Here is an 18,719-nt window from a genome sequence, read left to right as displayed (position 1 = left end):
ACCGGAACTAAAAGCAGCGAGAAATGAAGAGCTGTGGAGTGTTGACGGAGTTATGCGTAGATAAAGGGAACTACAGGACGCTATTTACGGAAAATGAGCGATTTTTGGATTCAAGCGGAACTACAGGGCGCTATTTGACTCCAGGCAGCCGATTCTCGGATGAAATGTGAGAAATAGCGGAACGTAGTTCCCCTTAAGCCGCGAATTGTCTGTTTATCGAGCAAATAGCGGAACGTAGTTCCTTCAAGTCGCGAAGTATCTGCGTATCGGGTAAACAGAGGAACGTAGTTCCTTCAAGTCGCGATAGAGCTGCCTCTTTCGGACGAAAACGGGACGGAGTTAACAGAGTTAAATAGAGCTCCTCTCACCTTGCGCGGGAGAAGTATCGCGAAGTCAACAGAGTAACCCGCCGGCTCAGTCACTAAATGACAAAAAAGCACATCAACCTTCGCTCAACAGGCGAATTTGATGTGCTTTTATTCATTTAGCGGCTGGTTGCTACGTAGCGGACAAGCTCCGCGGCAGAGTCGACCTGCTGGACGCGGCCCTCCGCTTCGAGCAAGATGAGGTGAGCGATCGTCTCCGACAACGCGAACCTCATCTGATGCACGCTGAGCCGGTCGCCGAAGGTCGCGCGGCACACCTCATAAGCACTAAGCGGCGCGCGTAGCTGACCCTCCATGAGCGCAAGCCGCTCATGATGATGGCGCACCAGCTCCTCTGTGCGTGCGCCAAAGCCAGACCAAGGCTCCCCGTGCCCCGGGTAAGCCATCTTGACCTGCAGCCTGCCGATCTCCTGCAGGCTGCGCAAGTACTCGCCGAGCGGGTTTTCTTCCACCTGCGGGAGGAAGGAAACGTTCGGCGATATTTGCGGCAGAACGTGGTCGCCGCAAAAAATCACCTCCGTCGAAGGGTCGTAGAAGACCAGGTGACCCGCGGCATGGCCGGGGGTCTCAATGGCTTCGTAAACGCGGTTCCCGAGGCGCACAGGGCCTTCTCGCAGCAGCGTAACCTGCGGCTGCGGGGAAACCAAGTCGACGAAGCTCACCATGTGCTTCGTCATCTCGGCCAGCCCGGCTTCCGGGAAGCCATGCCGGGCAAAAAGCGTCAGCAGCCGCTCCGACATCGGCTGCTCAGCTCCCCACAGGAGCTGCACTTGCGCGAGTCCGGTCTCCGATAGGAGGACCGGCGCGCCCGTGCGCTCCTGGAACCAACCCGCCATCCCATAGTGATCGGGATGGTGGTGGGTGAGCACGATCTGCTCGACGTGCTCGAAGCCGATCCCGCGCTCCTGCAGCACCTGCAGCCAGAGCGCTTCTGCATCCGGGGTATGCAGCCCCGGATCAATGACGGTGTACCCTTTGCTGCCTGCGATTGCGGAACAAGATGCGTTTGAACATAAATCGGATTCAGGAAATCAATAATAAAACGACCGCCCTCTTTTAAAAGACGATTCATCTCATAAAACACCTTGGCATTCTGTTCTTCCTCATCAAAATATCCAAATGACGTAAACAAGTTCACAACTGCATCGAACTGACGCCCTAGGGGAACTTCCCGCATATCACCGCGCACCCAAGTCACACGCTTCTGTTTGTCCAATTGCACAGCTTCATTCAAAAGCACTTCAGACAAGTCAACCCCCGTGATTTCATATCCAAAATCCGCCAGAGCCATGGAATGACGCCCCATCCCGCAGCACAAATCCAATACCTCGGCCCCTTGCTGCAGATCAAGCCAATCAATCATTTTCTTCACTTCATGATAAGCGCCTTGCATATCCCGATGCTTATAAACTAATAAATAATCATTCCCAAAGCTTTCCTGATACCAAGCCATTTTATCACCTGCAATTTCTATTTATAATTATTAGGAGTTTCAAAAGAGTCCAATTTCTGCTGTACCTGTCGCAGGCTTTCGGCGGCTTCTTCCTGACTGAAGTTGCCAGCTTCAAGCAAATTTTCTTCTATATCAAGCAGTGTCTCATAAAAGGCAACACCTTGCCATAGAAACTCCGACTGGTCCGGGTGATCCTCCATATAATGAAATAGCACGTCCTCGGCCTTCGCGTAGTCGCCTTGTTTTTCATAATGGGCGAAAAGCAACCTTTTCATATCTTCCGGAACCATCCACGCCTTAAGTCGATCCAGACTGGTTTGTATGCGAACAGCCACTTCGGCATTCTCGTCATCCTTAGGAGTAACCTCGGGAGAAAGAGACAAGTGAAGCAGTAAATCAAGAGATTTTACATATGCCCGGTATGCCTCGTCCGTTTGTTCATGCTGTTTCAGCAAATCCCCGTGACCGACGAACATATCTCCAATGACCATCGCTTTGGCCGTATCCAAATTTCCGTTATAGGAGAGCAGCTCCAGGATATCCTTGCTTGATAAAGCTTGTAGTGAACGAACATTGAGCCCGAGCAAATGCCGGCTGGCTTCATCCAGCAGCTGCTGCGCATCCGCCAGTGGAATATGTTCCTTATTAAATAAAATGCGATGCAATACCTGAGTCATCTGCTCAATCTGCCGCATAAAATAATCACGTTTGAACAATAGAACATCCTCCTTTGCCCAAATGATATACCTCGCTTCAGCTTACCATGCCTCGGATAGAAACTCAAAAGCGGATATCGCCTATTTTTGCGCATAGCCGCACCATTGGCAGCAGCCCTTCATAAACTAATTTTGACTGTATCCCTTAACCTTGTATTTCCCAATACCCGAGCAAGGAGGGGTGACACACATCCATGGGCAGCGACCACAAAAACAAATTTCTACTTACGAACCGCGAACGCGAAGTATTCGAACTATTAGTGCAAGACAAAACGACGAAGGATATCGCACAGCAGCTTTTTATCAGTGAAAAAACTGTGAGAAATCATATCTCTAATGTCATGCAAAAGCTGAACGTAAAGGGTCGTTCACAAGCGGTTGTAGAACTGATCAAGCTTGGGGAACTAAAGATCTGATTCCGTCAGCAAAGGGATCCATGTAAGCCTTCGAGGCCTCCTATTGGAGGATTCGAGGGCTTTTATGTTGTTACAGTGAATATGGAAAAGTGAACGTTTTGTTAACCCAACATTTCGACAGTATATGATGCTTAGCATGTACTATGATGATAACTAACAAGTACATTACACCTTTAGGGGGCTATTTCAATCCATGATCGAAATGATTACCGAACAAAAAAATGTGTTTTCCTTGTCAGAACTCCTGAATGTGGAACCAGGCATTTTGTTTCGACTCTGCCAGTATATTGAGTCAAGGGGCCATCATTTCACGAAATCTGACGAAGGCGCCTTCCAATTCAATGATAATGATATTGCTGTGATTCTGGCCCATTATTAATGGGCTTTTTTGTTGCCTAGTGGCCGTTTTGGGGTTGTTTGGAGGAGGATCGACGTCGAGGCAAGTTGCGCTAGAGGGCAAGCTTGTTTTGCAGTGCAGCGTTAATGGTTTCAGCTTGTGCGACAAGTTGAGACATCCATTTTGGACTTCTCGTAACAAGTGAACGTCTTAGCGGCGGGTGAGAGAGCCTTTTTGGACCGCTTGCGCAGCATTACTACCATTTCCGGGGAAAATAGTTCTTGAGGCCGCCTTTTGGGATCTCTCACGGCCTGCTCGCAACCTCCACGTTGTTGAGATGGCCTTTTCGGCATTCTCAACTCCCCGACTGGCGCATAGTTGGGTGACACACATCCATGGGCTGCGAATTTAGTAATTAGGATGTATTTGAACTATCTGTGGAGGTCAAAGCGTTAAAAGATATCGCAGATTAATGAAACTGTGAGAAATCACATTTCCAATGACATGCAGAAGCTAAACAAATAAGAAAAAACCGACGGACCAATACCGTCAGGTCTACTGTTAGCTACTTTACTAACCCCCACCATCCAATCACGCCACTCCCATACCGCCAACTTCCACTCACCTGCCAATAACAAATTCAAAAAAACTAGCGTGGAAACCGGCTAGGGCATCTCAAGGCTTGTCTCAGAGAACTAGAGTCTTCTATTTCGTGAAAACCGAGCTATTTCCTCACAGAAAAAGGAGCCCCATACAGGGCTCCTCTTCCTTTCTTCTTCTTTTCTTCTTCTCTCTATTTCTAACCTCTTCCCAATCTCCCTCAATTCATCTCTATCACTTAATCGTGATAGAAGTCACAACCTTATTCGCGCCCTTCAGCTGAACAAGCCGCCCTTCCTTAAACAACGCTAAGTTGCCCGAAACGGTCACAGTGGAAGCAACTTGATACACAGTCGTCTGATCCTTGCCATTAACCGATTGCACGATAGAAATCGTGGCAAGGCCGCCCTGCGCGTTAAGGGTCGTTCCTTTTAGTTTCCCTTGCAGATCAAATGGCAAATTCTCGTCGACCATTTTCGTTACTTCAATATAGATAACTTTATTATCGGAGGTGCGGATATCGACTTCGTCGCCTACTTTAAGGTCAATGGCTCTAACCTTGGCGCCGTTTCGATAGACGATGACATCCGGGTGCAAAGCATAAGCGGTCGTAACTCCCGATTTCGTAAGCTTCAATTCATTGTTGCTGACTGCGGCGTTAACCGTGCCGTTGTTCGTAATAGGCTGCACCATTTTGGTAACTTCAATATAGATGACTTTGTTCTCCGAGGTGCGAATGTTGACTTCATCCCCAATTTGCAGATCGGTTAGAGCCACTTTCAAGCCATTGCGATATACGACGACATCCGGATGCAGCGTTATTTCAAAATTGAAGTTATTCTGCTTGAGTTTAATCACATTGTTCGTCACAGCTGCCGTGATCGTTCCGCTATTCGTAATCGCTTGCGCCGTTTGTGTTACTTCAATAAAGATAACTTTATTGTCCGAAGTCCGAACGTTCACCACATCGCCAACCTGCAAGGCAGAAGCATCAACTTTTACCCCATTGCGATAAATAACAACTTCTGGATGCAGCGTGTAGTATATAAATAATTTGATTGTTAAAAGTTCGCACACTCACTTCGTCTCCAGCTTGCAGAGCTGAAGAAGTGATTTTCACTCCGTTTTTGTAAATATAAACCTCCGGATGCAAAGCATAGGTTGATGTCGTGCCTGAGGTTGTCATCACTAATGCGTTCCCGTTAACCACGCTGTTCACAGTTCCCGTTAGTGTGTTATTTCCTTGATTTCCTTGATCCGGCAATTGACCGCCTGTACGATCAAGCAATGCCGCAAGCTGAGCCCGAGTAACCGGCTGATTAGGCCTGAATGTATTATCTTCGAAACCATCTATTAGGCCTTTTTCAATAGCCACAGCGACATAACCAACTGAACCTGCTGGGATTTGCTTCGCATCCTTGAACGGCAGGGTCGTGTTCATTTTCGCTTTGGCCTGAGCGTCCAGCTTCAGAGCTTTGACCAAAAGCGTTGTCGCCCATAACCGATCACCTTCTTTCTGAGGCTGAACGGAGTCGTCATTTTCAGAAAACAAGTCGTTTTCTAATGCCAGAGCTACATACCCTACTGCCCAAGCAGGAACTTGATTCGCATCTTTAAAATTGAGGTGAGTGCTCATTTCAGTTGAAGATTCCGCTTGGCTGCGAAGCCCCATAAGACGGACGGCTGCGGTGATGGCTTCAATGCGTGAAACGGTGTTTTGCGGTTTAAATGTACCGTCCTCATACCCCTCGAACACACGCTTCGATGCTAAGCTTGCGATATAGCGTACGGCCCATTCCGCGGTTTTCAAATCGTTAAAAGTGAGATGGATTTCGACTTTCCCATCATCTTTCCGATTGCCATTGCCACTGCCATTGTCTTTGGCCAAAACGGCTGTGCTGCTCCCCATGATCGTTACAAAAGCAAGACCCGTCGCGATTACTTTTTTGAACATCAAGTTTCACTCACACTCCTTCATCTTAGATAACCACATCTAACAGATGAATTCGTTGAACTGGTTATTTTTAGGAGGGTGGACTTTTATTTTCCTTTCACTATTTCTCGCAATAGACCCTTAACGACACCTAATTGGCGAAAGCGCCTACATTATGCTATGTTGGAAGAAATTACGAGCAAGGGAGCGAACGAAATGACGGCAAATGCACAAGGACCTCTATCTCATTTTCACCCGATTCTGAAAGAGTGGTTTATTTCACGCTTCGGCGAGCCCACTGATGTACAGATACAGGCGTGGAAGGAGATAAACACCAGGAAGCATACCCTCATCTCTTCCCCTACGGGTTCAGGTAAAACACTAGCAGCCTTACTGCCTTGTATGGACGGTATTGTGAAAAAGAAACAGGCAGGCGGCGAGCCCTACGCACCCGGAGTTCGCGTACTGGTTGTTACGCCGCTCAAAGCGCTGAATAATGATATTCATGATCATTTGTTTCATTTTATGACGGAGATCGAGGAGCTTGCGGCCTCATTTGATAAGGACACCCCTTGGCACGGACTACGTGTCGGCGTCCGCACCGGCGATACCACCCAGAGCACGCGAGCCTCTATGTTGAAGCAGCCGCCTGATCTGCTGGTGACCACGCCAGAGTCACTCTACCTGCTGCTCACCTCGCCGCGCGCGAGAGAAATGCTCAAGAGCGTAGAGCAAGTCGTCATCGACGAGATTCACGATCTGGCAGCGGATAAGCGCGGAATGCATTTGTCCTTGACGCTGGAAAGGCTGAACGTGTGGTGCGGACGATCCGTACAGCGGATCGGCGTCTCTGCCACGCAAAAGCCAATTGAACGCGTCGCTCGTTTTCTCGGCGGATGGGAACAGGACGAGCTCCGCCCTGTCGCGATTGTCGAGAGCCAAGCCGAAAAGCACTACGCCCTGCAGGTGACGATGCCGGAGCCAGCGCGAGCCGGGGCGGACAAAGAGGCCATCTGGACGCCTCTTGTAGAACGTGTGCTGCAGCTTATGGAAGGCTGCCGCACGGTACTCATCTTCGCAAACAGCCGCAGGCTGTGCGAGCGGTTAACCCTGCGCCTCAATGACCATGTCGGTCATGAGATCGCGCGAAGCCATCACGGCAGCGTTGCCCGCGAGATCCGGCTCGAGGTCGAGCGCCAGCTCAAAGCCGGCGAGCTTCGCTGCCTGGTCGCTACGTCGTCGCTGGAGCTCGGCATCGACGTCGGCCATGTCGATCTGGTCATCCAGATCGACACGCCTTTCACCGCTGCGGCAGGCATCCAGCGGATCGGCCGCGCCGGCCATGCCGTCGGCAGCGTTAGCCGCGGCGTGCTGCTCGCGCGCAGCCGCAGCCTGCTGCCGGAGCTCGCCGTGCTCAGCCGGCGGATCGCTGCGCGCGACATCGAGGCCATCCGCATCCCGCGGGGCAGCCTCGATGTACTGGCGCAGCAGCTCGTCGCGATGACGGCGCTGGGCGACGAGCTGGATGTCGCGCTTCTGGCGCGCCTGCTCGCGCAGAGCGACTCCTTCCGCGAGCTGCCGCGGGAGCGCTGGCTCGCGATGCTGGAGGTGCTCGCGGGTTTGTACCCCTTTGCGCGGCCGCTCATCGCATGGGACCGCGAAACCGGCCGCTTGGAACGCGTAGCGGCTTCGCAGATGGCCGCGCTGACAGGCGCCGGCACGATTCCTCAGAGCACGGCTTATCCCGTGCATCACAACGAAACCGGCCTTCATCTAGGCGAGCTGGATGAAGAGTTCATTCATGAATCGTCGATTGGCGACGTATTCCAGCTTGGTACGGCTTCGTGGCGAATCGTCCGCAAGCGTCCGGAGCGCATTTATGTGCAAGAAGCCGAGAACCGGTACAGCGAAATCCCCTTCTGGCGCGGGGAGACTGGCGGAAAATCCTATCAGCTCGGGGTTCAAACGGGACTGCTTTGGCGCGAGCTGCGGGATCGTTTGAACGCTCAGTCTCATACAGAAGGAGATGTCGCCGTCCAAGAATGGCTCATGGAGCAGTACTTTTTTGATACGGAAGCCAGTCACGCGCTGATCGGGCTCATTCGCAATCAAATTGCGGTCAATACCGTACCGACCGATCAAACGGTTGTTATTGAAACTTTTGCCGATGAGCAGAACCAAACTCATTACGTGCTGCACAGCTTATTTGGACGAAAAGTGAACCGTACTTGGCTTATGGCACTGGAGAAACATTTGGGCCACAATGGACACTCGGCCATCTATACGAATGCCAAGGACAATGGCATCGAATTGATTTTTCCCAGCTATCAAGAAGCCGTTGTGCATGCCATCATGTCCCTTTCTTATAATGAAGCTGAACAATTGGTTATCGGAGCTGTCGCGGAGTCCGGCATGTTTGGTGCAGCGTTCCAGCGGCTTGCAGAAACCTCACTTCTGCTTTCTCGCAGTTTTACACGGATGCCAGCTTGGCTCAAACGACTTCGCGGTCAGGAGCTAATGAAAGAAGCGCTGCCCTACAAGGAGCGATTTCCACTCTTTCAAGAGGCTATGCGTGAATGCTTGGATGAACATGTCGATTTGGAGCATTTGCGGAGTATCATGGACGGGATTCATGCAGGTGACATCCACTTTGCGGTTCATCGCAACCACTTCCCTTCGCCCCTGGCAGCTCAATTCCAATCCGACTATGTGGCGCAAAAAATATATGAGTCCGACAGCTTATCTCAGGATTTGCAAGTAGAATTACTAGGCTTCAGCCGGCAAATGGCAGCCGATATTTTCGGCGCAGATACCGTTCGTAACGCGATAAGCCCTCAAGTCCTAGAAGCTGAAGAGACCAAGCTTTCCACGTCGGATGAAGCATGGACGTCAGCTAAGCATGTCTTTCGTTATTTAAAAGAGCGCGGAGATGCCTCGATCACCGAACTCGTCAAAGCCGGTTCAGCCACCGCGTCCTCTGCCCAGACCTGGATCTATGAACTGCTTGAGCAAGGCAGCGCCGCAGCCACTTCCTTCACCGGCGAGTCGCGTTACATATGCCGCGATGAAGTCGAATTCTATGCTTCGCTCGCCTCAGATCCTCTCGCTAGAACGTTCATCTTCCAAAGATATGCGGACGGGAGGCTGTCTTTCACCGCTGAAGAGCTTGTCGAGCGCTATGAGATAGAGGCTGAAACAATAGAACGCTGGATTGAGGAAGCTATCGCTGCCCGCTTATTGGAGCCTGCACCTTTTGCAGATCCTGAAGTGGAGTCGCTTTGGACAAGTAGCAAAGTTGCTTCACGCTTAGTACGCCAGTCTCTGCAGATTCTCAGACGCGAAAGTTCGGCTATTCTTCCTATCACCTATCTATCGCACATGCCGCTTATGCGCAAACTAACCAACCGAACTGATGTTCCGGGAATGGAGCAGCTGCGGGAAATTATCACGGATTTGCAAGGATTCTTCCTGCCCGTTTCACTGTGGGAATCTATTTTCTTCCCGACAAGGCAATTATCCTACCGGAAACAGGACTTGGATATGTTGTGTTCATCAGGAGACATTTTTTGGATAGGCCACAAGGAGGAAGGCGAAAAAGAAGGTCGTATCGCTTTCTTTCTCGCAGAAAGTTCCACACTTTTCGAACCCTGCCTTGCTGGGATGCGCCATAGACCCGCTTCTTCTCCTGAACTACTAAGCCTTATGGAAGCCAAAGGGGCTGTTTTTCTTAGTAAGCTTGGCCTTGAAACCGGCAAGACCCCTTCCCTACTATTAGAAGAACTGCTCCAGCTCGTCTGGGAGGGTCTGGCCGCCAATGATCAGTTCGCACCTCTGCGGCTACATGCTACTGGCACTTCAACTTCTAAAAAAGGGGACAAATTCCAGTCAGGGCTAGGCCGGTGGTATGCCTTAAGTACACTGCATAATGCCGCCTTTGATAAACAATCTTCCGCTATGCAGTGGACGCATCATCTGTTAGAGCGCTTTGGTCTGATTACCAAAGACCTCGTCTCTGCGCTTTGCCCCTTTCCATGGGAGGCGATTCATACCGCTTTGCGTCAGTTGGAAGAGTGGGGTCTTGTCGTCCGAGGGTTGTTCATCGCCGATCTACATGCGCTCCAATTCGCAACGAAAGAGTTTATTCGTCTGCTGCATCAGCCAGTGGGACAAGGTTCTTCTGACCTTCCGTCTTCTTACACGCTAGTTAGTGCTGTCGATCCGGCTAATCCTTTTGGATTACTCGTCCCCTGGCCTGATAAGGCCGACATTTCGTTCTCACGCAAAAGCGGCAACTACTTAGCGCTCAAAGGCAACGAATGGTTGTATTGGATCGAAAACAACGGCAAACGCATCTATCAGCTGACTACAAGGAACAATGATTTGGCGGAGAGCGCTCACGAACTCAAACTTATGTTCCGACAACTGCTCAAACAGCATCAGCTGCGCAAAATCGTCATCGACACTTGGAACGGTGTTCGTATCTCTGATGCGCCTGAACAGGAAATTCTGAGGCTTCTTGGCGCAGAAAAAGACCGCACCAGCTTAGTTCTGTGGCCTAGCCAACTAAGCTGATACGGTCCTCTATGCACGTTCCACCCTTAACTTGCCAATTCTTTACTTGCTGGAAAGCCGATGAAAATAGTTCCGTCATGAACTTTCGTCGAATAAGTCTGCACACATCCCGTATCCGGGGCTTGCACGAGCCCCGAAGAGAGATGAATTTTGCGATCATGCATGGGACAGAAGACATGCTCGTCACAGACAATACCTTCCGCAAGCACGCCCGCTTTATGCGGACAACGGTTCTGAATGGCGGTCAGCTTGCCGCTTTTCATCTTGAAAAGGGCTACTTCCTCCCCCTGGTACCGAATCGTTTTGCCTGTATTCACCGCTAAATCCTCATAAGATACGGCCTCAACCCAAATCGTTTGCTCTTCTTGTGTTATCATGGTCTTCTCCTCCTGAGTGATTTAGTTAGGTAAGCTCGACGACTTCGTACAGGTCACGTTGAATCTTCTTGCTATCGATCGCTTGTTTCCAAGGGTCCTTCGTAACAGCAAGCGCTTGATCAATCCGGTCGCATAGTTGTTGGCGTTCTTCCTCATTTTCAACGACATCTCGGATATGTTCGATCCCCAAACGGTGTACCCATTCGCTTGTACGTTCGCCGTATTTACCAGTTTCGCGATAATATTGCAGGTAAGCTTCGGTGTATTCAATAATATCCTGCTCTGTTTTCACGGTTGTTAAGAGCTCACCAACGCGTACCTTCACACCGCCGTTTCCTCCGGCATACAGCTCCCATCCTCCATCTACGGATACGATGCCTAGATCCTTAATGCCGGATTCCGCACAATTCCGCGGACATCCTGATACTGCCAGCTTTACTTTGGCCGGTGTGTTTAAGCGCTCAAAACGCTTCTCCAGCTCGATGCCCACCGCCATGGCATCACCTGTACCGAACCGGCAGAATGTATCGCCGACGCATGTTTTGACCGTACGCAAGGCTTTACCGTAGGCATAGCCTGATGGCATATCCAGCGCTTCCCACATCGCTGTAAGGTCTTCCTTTTTCACACCAAGCAAGTCTAGTCGTTGTCCGCCTGTGAATTTCACAGTTGGGACATTGAATTGCTCCGCTACTTCGGCAATCCGCTTCAATTCTGTGGGATTCGTTACACCGCCATAAATCCGTGGAACAACGGAGTAAGTCCCGTCTTTTTGAATATTCGCATGCATACGCTCGTTAACGAAGCGCGAAGTGCTATCGTCCTTATACGTTTCAGGGCTAATCATGCCCAGGTAGTAGTTAAGCGCAGGGCGGCATTTGGAGCAGCCCTCTTCATTTCTCCACTCGAGCACGTTCATGACTTCACGTACATGCGACAGGCCTTTTTCGCGAATCGCTTCAACAACTTCATCCCGCGTATGTTCCGTACAAGAGCAGATGGATTCTTTAACGGCATTTTTATCGTAGGAGGAACCCAGTGTGTATGCTAACAAATCACTGACGAGCGGTTTACAGCCGCCACAAGAACGGGAAGCTGTCGTGCAGTTTTTCACCTCTTCAACGGAAGTCAGGCCCTGATCTTTAATGGCTGAGCAGATCGTCCCTTTGGTGACCCCGTTACATCCGCAAATAATCGCATCGTCTTTCATATCGGCAACACCGGAAGCTGCTCCTCCGCCGCTCGCTGAATCCGTCAAAATCGCTGTTTTGGCCATCCCGCTGACATCGGTTTCCTCACGAATCATTTGCATGAGCCGCGTGCCGTCCGCCGTATCCCCAAAGAGCACAGCACCGACAATTTTGTTATCCTTAATGACGACTTTTTTGTATACCCCTGTGAACTCATCATGAATGCGGATCGCCTTGGTTCCTTCTTCATCCACGAATTTCCCGCCAGAGAAAACATCAACACCAGACACTTTCAGCTTCGTATAGAGCACCGAGCCTTCATAAGGGCCTGTTTCCACGCCTGCCAAATGCTTCGCTAACACAGCACCTTGCTCATAGAGCGGCGCAACCAGCCCGTAGGCAACGCCGCGATGCATGGCACATTCCCCTACCGCATACACATTAGGAACATTCGTTTGCATATAGTCATTAACAATGATACCGGGATTGCACGCTACGCCAGAATTTTTGGCAAGTTCTACATTCGGCCGAATCCCCACTGCCATAACGACCAGATCCGCTTCAGTCATAGTGCCGTCTTTGAATTTCAAGCCAGTTACCCGTTTATGACCGACGATTTCTGCGGATTGCTTCGCTAGCAAGAAGTTAATTCCTTGTTCCTCCAGCGCTGCTTGCAGCATTTTGGACGCTGTACGATCCAACTGACGATCCATGATCGCGTCTGTAATATGAACGACATCCACTTTCATTCCTAAGTTCAGGAAACCTCTGGCTGCTTCTAGTCCTAGCAAACCTCCGCCGATGACAACGGCTTTTTTATACTTTTTCGCGGACTCCATCATAATTTCACAATCACGAATGGTCCGGTAGGCCATACCCCCTTCTTTATCTGCGCCAGGCATTGGAATCATGAAAGGATTAGACCCTGTTGCCAAAATCAATTTATCGTAGGAAACCGTTACACCTTTATCGCTTGTGACGGTTTGAGCTGCCGTATCGAGTGCCGTCACAGTTTGGTTTGTATAGAGCGTTATATGGTTATTTCTGTACCATTCATAGGGATGGATAACGATATCATCAACATTGGAATCTCCCGAAAGGACATAAGACAGCAAAATCCGGTTATAGTTCGGATGAGGCTCACTCCCAAAAATAGTTACCTCATATTTATCCGGAGCTAGCTTAAGCAAGTGTTCAACGGCGTTAACACCAGCCATTCCATTTCCGACTAATACCAACTTTTCTTTTTGAGTCATGGTCTCATCTTCCTCTCTACTATGTCTATCTCTATATCCCATTTAGTTATCCACATCCACTATTAAAAAGGTCCACTTGGGAGCAGCAGTCTACTGTACCCATTATTTAAGCATGCACGCTATCATTGGCTGTTGGTGATACCTTCACTTTACCCCCATCGCCAATCCAGCTGCGCTTCCATTGTCCTTGCACAGACGCGATCAAAATCACGCAGCACACAGCGATTGCACTCAAAATAAGAAAGCCTGGCGCAAAGGAACCTGTTGCCAATTTCACATTTCCGAGGATCTTTGGCAGGAAATACCCGCCTAAGCCGCCAGCTGCACCGACAATCCCCGTGACCACGCCGATCTCCGACTTGAAGCGTTGAGGCACAAGTTGGAAGACCGAACCGTTCCCCATGCCAAAGGCCATCATAGCGACGAATAATAGGACCGTTGTAACCGAAAGCGCTGGAAGTGTTGAAATCCCGGCCATCATCAATGCGACAACCCCGTACAATCCCATCAGCATCCGAATGCCGCCTACTTTATCGGCTAGCCAACCGCCTACAGGTCGGAAGAAACTTCCACCGATCACGCATAGGGTTGTAAAATCAGCCGCACGGACTGGTGAAAGCCCGTATTGTGTATTAAAGAAGATTGTTAAGTAGGTGGACATTCCAACGAAACCGCCGAACGTCACGCTATATAAAATACAGAACAACCAAGAATCCCTCTGTTTCAAAACCCTGCCGTACTCAGCAACCGTTTTGGGCGCTGGCTTATTTGGGCTGTCTTTGGCCAGAATACTGAAAACAACCAACGTTATCACAATTGGAATCATCGCAATGCCGAAAACAACATGCCAATCGCCATAATGCTGAGCAATCCGGTTAGCAAAAAGCGTAGCGAAGATCGTCCCGCTGTTCCCTGCTCCGGCGATTCCCATCGCCAGACCTTGATATTGCGGTGGATACCAGGAACTGGCTAGCGGCAGTGCGGCTGCGAAACTTGCTCCGGCAATACCGAGCATCAGCGCCACGAAGTACATATCGCCCATCGTGTTAGCGAACTGCCATCCCCAGAATAATGGGATTAAGGTTAGCGTTAGTCCGATTTGTCCCGTAAGCTTAGGACCAATCTTATCGGTTAGTACACCCAGCACCAGTCGAAGTACCGCTCCGCCTAATGTAGGCAAGGCAACGAGGTTCGCTTTTTCAGCAGCGTCCAAGTGGAAATCATTCGCGAGTACGACCGCCAGCGGTCCTAACAGCACCCATACCATGAAGCTCATGTCAAAATACAAAAATGCACTGAACAAGGACCCTTTGTGTCCCACTTGCATAAAACTTTTCCGATCAACCATGATCTTCCCTCTCCTTTTGTGAGGCTTTTCGCCTTCTTTTTTTTCCCTATCCTGATTTCTACCTGCTGGACACCCATGGACAGAAAAGGCCGACAAACATACCCCTACATACATCGGGATGTTTGTCGGCCTCTTTGCCACTGCTGCCACATCTTCGTGAACAGCATGTTTCGTTATATTTCGAAAAGTAAACATAAAAAGCCTATCCGGTTACGTATTTGTAAGGGGATAGGCGCCATTGCCTGCGTTAGGGGCACATCATTGTGCCGATTTCTAACTTGATTATAGTACGGGTTTAGATGTATGTCAATAAACATAACACAAAATTTTCAAAAATGCCGTGTTAGCTACTGTATCGACAAAAAACAAATTTATATGCTATAGTAATGCCGTATAACTATTCATTCCATCAAAGAAACCTCACATAAAGTTACCATGAAGCAAAAAAGCTTACAACGTTGGAGGTATTCAAATGTTGCAATCATTTATACTGATCGACGAGTTGAAGCAAACTCGCTCAGCTACCTCCTCACCATCCACAAACGAGATGAGCTATTCCAATCGTTCACAAGCATCCTTACCTGACGAGATACTGAAGGACTTGGGCTTTCGCGTCTACACGGCATCTACGATCAAAGAAGTTTCCTTCATCATTCCTAAAGTTGATGCTGTATTGTTAAGTGTTAGCCCCGATCAAGTGGAGACATGGCGCAAACGAGTATTAGCTGAGCGCAGCCTCCCCCTCTTCTGGTGGTGCGACTCGCACACTTTTCCTTCTAATGAATGCAGAATGGATGCAGGTATAGATGGTTTAATCGGTTCAACGATGAGTCCGCTTGAAATTCACTGCGCCCTGCTGCTTGGCGTGAATCACTATTTTCATCGCACCGAATGGCAGCAGGAGCGTGAGCAGCTCCTCTCCAAACTAGAGGAGCGCAAATGGGTCGATCAAGCCAAGCGGATCTTGTGCGAGATTAAGGGGATCTCCGAAGCAGAAGCCTACGACTTTTTGCGAAAACAAGCCATGAATGAGCGTAAACGTATGGTAGATGTCGCTACCTCCATCGTCAAGGTGTACCAAATACTACGAGATCAGAATCAAGGAGGCCGAAAACGATGATATCCTTACTAAAAGAAGTAGGACGCGGAAAACGCGGAGCGAGAGATCTTACCTATGAAGAGGCTTCCCAAGCAGCAGAACTCATGTTAACCGGCGGCGCTACTCAGGCTCAAATGGGCGCATTTCTTGTAGCTGAGCGTATTAAAATGGAATCGCCGGATGAGATCAAAGCCTTCATCCACGCGCTGCGCAAACGCGCCTTTTCTTATCCGATAGCTGGCAGCATGGACTGCGCAGGGCCTTATGATGGTCGCGCGCGTACGTTCATTGCAACTCTGCCGACCGCATTTGTACTTGCGGCTTGCGGCCTCCCGACTACGCTGCACGGCAGTCCGAGTATGCCGCCCAAATGGGGCATCACGCTGACGGACGTACTGAACGCACTTGGCGTACCCGCATTGACCTCATCACGTGAAGCACTGATGTCCGCCGCCGCACGAACAGGTTTCCTATTCGCGCCAACAGAAAGCTGGTGCGCACCGCTTGGTGAGCTTCGCGAACTCCGCAAGGAGCTTGGCTTGCGGACCGTGTTCAACACTGCCGAGAAGCTGCTTCGTTTCACGGAAGCCCCGTTCATGGCTGTCGGCGTCTTTCATGGCACGGTTTTCGAGAAAATTACGAATTTGCTCATCGAACTAGGGATCACGAGCGGAATCGTTGTGCAAGGCATGGAAGGCTCAGAAGATCTTTCCATCGAGAAACGTACGAGGACCTATGTTATTCAAAACGGCTCTAGTGAATTATTCATTGTAGATCCAGAAATCTATGAATTAATGGTGGAAGTGCCTGAAGTTGAATGGACGGCACAGCTGCAGGCTGAAACGGCTATGGCGGTCTTGCGCGGAGAATCTGAGCTTCCTTACTTGAACATGGTGCTGCTGAACAGCGCCGTTCGCCTCTGGGTATCCCAGAAAGCCGGATCCATTGAAGAAGGTATCTACATGGCCCGTCATGCGATCGAGCAAGGTACTGCACTTCAGACATATACCGAGTGGACAGAAGCCATTAAGCCAGTATCAACAACTTAATTAGTTCCCCTATGCCCTCAGCAGAAATTTTCTGCTGAGGGCTTTACTTTTTTGCTAATCCATAACCGTTAAGCGCTCTCTGGCCGGAATACGCGCTTGCCCAGCGAGGATCTTGCCAGGATAGCCCGTATGCAAGCTGGCAATGATCCTCTCGTCAGGTTTCACTCCGAATGCTTCACGGAACGCATCCAGCTTCAGCAGCGGATAGGTTTCCCAAACCATGCCGATGCCCTGCTCCCAAGCCAGCAAGCTGAAGTTCTGAATTAAGCAGGCAGCAGCCGCATAATCCTCTTCGGCGATAGCCGGATTTGCATTCACCTGTAGAACAACTGCGATATACATAGGCACAGACATGAATTTGTCGTACAATTTTTGGCCGATCTCCTTGGCTTTCTGTGGATCTGGCTCGTTAGCTTCTCTGAACCTGCGAACGATCTCTGCCAGCTTTTGGCGACCTTCCCCTTGAATGATGACAAAGCGCCACGGCTGCGTCATTCGGTGATTCGGCACCCACACTGCCGTATCCAAAAGCTCAGTCACGAGCTCCACAGAAACGGGTTTATCTTCAAACTGATGAACAGAACGTCGTTCTCTCATTAACTTTTTCAGCTCCATAAATACCTCCAGTCTAGTCTCAAATTTAGTTAGGTGTAATGATTGCTTATCCATTCATAATAAATGATAATGATTATCATTGTCAATTTATTGAACAACAAAAAGCCCCTGCCCTTCGTTCAGGCAGAGACTGAAAGATCCTATTCACTTTCCGATGAATTGTTGGGTGAACATTTTACCGCACGGTCCTCCGGCAACAATGCCGATGCCAATGTGCGTGTAATCTTTGCTCAGAATATTCGCTTTGTGCCCAGGCGAATTCATCAGCGCCTCGTGCGCGGCTTGTACCGTTTGATTACAAGCGATATTTTCTCCAGCCGCGTTATAGGTAATACCGAATTTCTCCATCATATCAAAAGGCGATCCATACGTCGGTGAATCGTGGGAGAAATATTTGTTATCGACCATATCCTGGCTTTTGAGTCTTGCTGTCTTGGTCAGCTCGGCATCGACGACTAGCGCAGCTAGCCCCACAGCAGCGCGCTCCTTGTTCACCAAGTCCAGCATTTGCTGTTCCTCTGCCGTCAGATCCGTACTCGGCGGCGCCTGTGGTGCCGGCGTTGACTCAGGCGGAGGCGGTGCAGGTTCGGAAGGCGGTGGGGTTGGTGCCGGTGGCGGCGCCTGCTTTTTGGGAATTTTCAAATTCCCATAGGCCCATAGGATGGACTGCAGCGTCTGATCATCGACGTTCCCGGTAACCGGAAGACCGTATCGGCTTTGGAACGCTTTAACACCTGATTGCGTTTGATTACCATAGTAGCCCGTAATGGGCCCACTATAGTAACCCAGAGATTTCAGCATCCCTTGAACCGCATAAACATCCGGCCCCTTAGCCCCTTTTCCATAGGCAAAAGCGGTCGTTGAGGTAGAGCAGAACAAGGCGATACAGATTAGTATGATCCAGACATGCTTTTTCTTGCCATGAAACATGCGTTACGTTCACTCCCTGTCGTCGTCAGTATCATTCGCCCGACATGGGCGATTGCCCTTAGAGTGACCTATTTATTGGATTTTATCCATTTTCATGAATAATTCTCACAAGATCAGACAGCCCCAGTAATCATGCTGGATGCGCCTAATGCTAATCCATCCGATTCGTGCGATAAGTCCCCCATCGATCCGCCCTGATCCCCCATCGAACACATTTTACGTGGAAATAATGCACTAGCGTTGCATTAAAGCTACCACGAAAATTTAATTTAAATTATTTACTATTTATGTATTTTTTTATTTAATTTTCATGGACAATTCATAAAAAAATCTCCAGTGTAGAGATGTAGGGACCTAATCCATACATCTCATACAAAGGAGAACTCGGACTTTGAGTGTATCGGATAAACAGGTGGTTCGTCAATGCCTTTCTTTGGTTACC

Annotated in this window: 14 protein-coding genes and 1 pseudogene; 5 read left to right on the top strand and 10 right to left on the bottom strand. The window is 49.7% G+C overall.

Annotation, left to right across the window (positions count from 1 at the left end):
• Window positions 1-484: 484 nt before the first annotated feature.
• The 3 genes and pseudogenes from AC1DUA_RS04770 to AC1DUA_RS04760 form a co-directional block, all read right to left on the bottom strand.
• On the bottom strand, window positions 485-1,336 hold the full coding sequence (locus AC1DUA_RS04770) for an MBL fold metallo-hydrolase (RefSeq protein WP_477498638.1): 852 nt from the start codon (window positions 1,334-1,336) through the stop codon (window positions 485-487).
• A 35-nt stretch (window positions 1,337-1,371) separates the two neighbouring features.
• Window positions 1,372-1,839, bottom strand: a pseudogene (locus AC1DUA_RS04765) (class I SAM-dependent methyltransferase); the annotation flags it as partial.
• A 17-nt stretch (window positions 1,840-1,856) separates the two neighbouring features.
• Window positions 1,857-2,555 carry a DUF6483 family protein gene (locus tag AC1DUA_RS04760; protein WP_477498637.1) on the bottom strand — a complete coding sequence of 233 codons (699 nt, stop codon included), beginning with the start codon at window positions 2,553-2,555 and terminating at the stop codon, window positions 1,857-1,859.
• 194 nt (window positions 2,556-2,749) lie between these two features.
• Here AC1DUA_RS04760 and AC1DUA_RS04755 point away from each other — a divergent pair, with 194 nt between their 5' ends.
• Both AC1DUA_RS04755 and AC1DUA_RS04750 read left to right on the top strand, forming a co-directional pair.
• The gene (locus tag AC1DUA_RS04755) at window positions 2,750-2,971 is read left to right on the top strand and encodes a helix-turn-helix domain-containing protein (protein ID WP_028556998.1); all 222 of its coding nucleotides are present in this window, start codon (window positions 2,750-2,752) and stop codon (window positions 2,969-2,971) included.
• Window positions 2,972-3,164: 193 nt separating this feature from the next.
• Window positions 3,165-3,350 (top strand): hypothetical protein, encoded by a 186-nt coding sequence (locus tag AC1DUA_RS04750; RefSeq protein WP_477498636.1) that lies wholly within the window; start codon window positions 3,165-3,167, stop codon window positions 3,348-3,350.
• Window positions 3,351-4,142: 792 nt separating this feature from the next.
• Here AC1DUA_RS04750 and AC1DUA_RS04745 read toward each other — a convergent pair.
• Together AC1DUA_RS04745 and AC1DUA_RS04740 are read right to left on the bottom strand one after the other, a co-directional pair.
• The gene (locus AC1DUA_RS04745; protein WP_477498635.1) at window positions 4,143-4,985 is read right to left on the bottom strand and encodes a hypothetical protein; all 843 of its coding nucleotides are present in this window, start codon (window positions 4,983-4,985) and stop codon (window positions 4,143-4,145) included.
• On the bottom strand, window positions 4,900-5,862 hold the full coding sequence (locus AC1DUA_RS04740) for an S-layer homology domain-containing protein (protein ID WP_477498634.1): 963 nt from the start codon (window positions 5,860-5,862) through the stop codon (window positions 4,900-4,902). Before AC1DUA_RS04740 ends, AC1DUA_RS04745 begins: the two co-directional genes overlap by 86 nt.
• Window positions 5,863-6,021: 159 nt before the next feature.
• Between AC1DUA_RS04740 and AC1DUA_RS04735 the strand changes: the two genes are divergently transcribed.
• Complete coding sequence (locus AC1DUA_RS04735) at window positions 6,022-10,413, top strand: DEAD/DEAH box helicase (protein ID WP_477498633.1); 4,392 nt, start codon at window positions 6,022-6,024, stop codon at window positions 10,411-10,413.
• A gap of 26 nt (window positions 10,414-10,439) precedes the next feature.
• Here the strand turns inward: AC1DUA_RS04735 and nirD are convergent, their stop codons facing one another.
• The 3 genes from nirD to AC1DUA_RS04720 form a co-directional block, all read right to left on the bottom strand.
• Complete coding sequence (gene nirD, locus AC1DUA_RS04730) at window positions 10,440-10,790, bottom strand: nitrite reductase small subunit NirD (RefSeq protein WP_477498632.1); 351 nt, start codon at window positions 10,788-10,790, stop codon at window positions 10,440-10,442.
• Between the two features lie 25 nt (window positions 10,791-10,815).
• Window positions 10,816-13,236, bottom strand: a complete 2,421-nt coding sequence (gene nirB, locus AC1DUA_RS04725; RefSeq protein ID WP_477498631.1) for a nitrite reductase large subunit NirB — start codon at window positions 13,234-13,236, stop codon at window positions 10,816-10,818.
• Between the two features lie 106 nt (window positions 13,237-13,342).
• On the bottom strand, window positions 13,343-14,584 hold the full coding sequence (locus AC1DUA_RS04720) for a nitrate/nitrite transporter (RefSeq protein ID WP_477498630.1): 1,242 nt from the start codon (window positions 14,582-14,584) through the stop codon (window positions 13,343-13,345).
• 472 nt (window positions 14,585-15,056) lie between these two features.
• On the opposite strand from AC1DUA_RS04720, the gene AC1DUA_RS04715 reads away from it, so the two are divergent.
• On the top strand, window positions 15,057-15,704 hold the full coding sequence (locus tag AC1DUA_RS04715; RefSeq protein WP_477498629.1) for an ANTAR domain-containing response regulator: 648 nt from the start codon (window positions 15,057-15,059) through the stop codon (window positions 15,702-15,704).
• Complete coding sequence (locus AC1DUA_RS04710) at window positions 15,701-16,732, top strand: anthranilate phosphoribosyltransferase (protein ID WP_477498628.1); 1,032 nt, start codon at window positions 15,701-15,703, stop codon at window positions 16,730-16,732. Before AC1DUA_RS04715 ends, AC1DUA_RS04710 begins: the two co-directional genes overlap by 4 nt.
• A gap of 54 nt (window positions 16,733-16,786) precedes the next feature.
• On the opposite strand, the gene AC1DUA_RS04705 is transcribed toward AC1DUA_RS04710, so the two are convergent.
• Window positions 16,787-17,347, bottom strand: coding sequence for a nitroreductase family protein (locus AC1DUA_RS04705; RefSeq protein WP_477498627.1), 561 nt, complete (start codon window positions 17,345-17,347; stop codon window positions 16,787-16,789).
• Window positions 17,348-17,491: 144 nt separating this feature from the next.
• A complete protein-coding gene (locus AC1DUA_RS04700; protein WP_477498626.1) occupies window positions 17,492-18,277 on the bottom strand; it encodes a peptidoglycan-binding protein in 786 nt (261 codons plus the stop codon).
• Window positions 18,278-18,719: the final 442 nt, after the last annotated feature.

This window comes from Paenibacillus sp. 01T422 (assembly GCF_056398785.1).
This window is presented reverse-complemented; position numbering and strand designations above follow the sequence as displayed.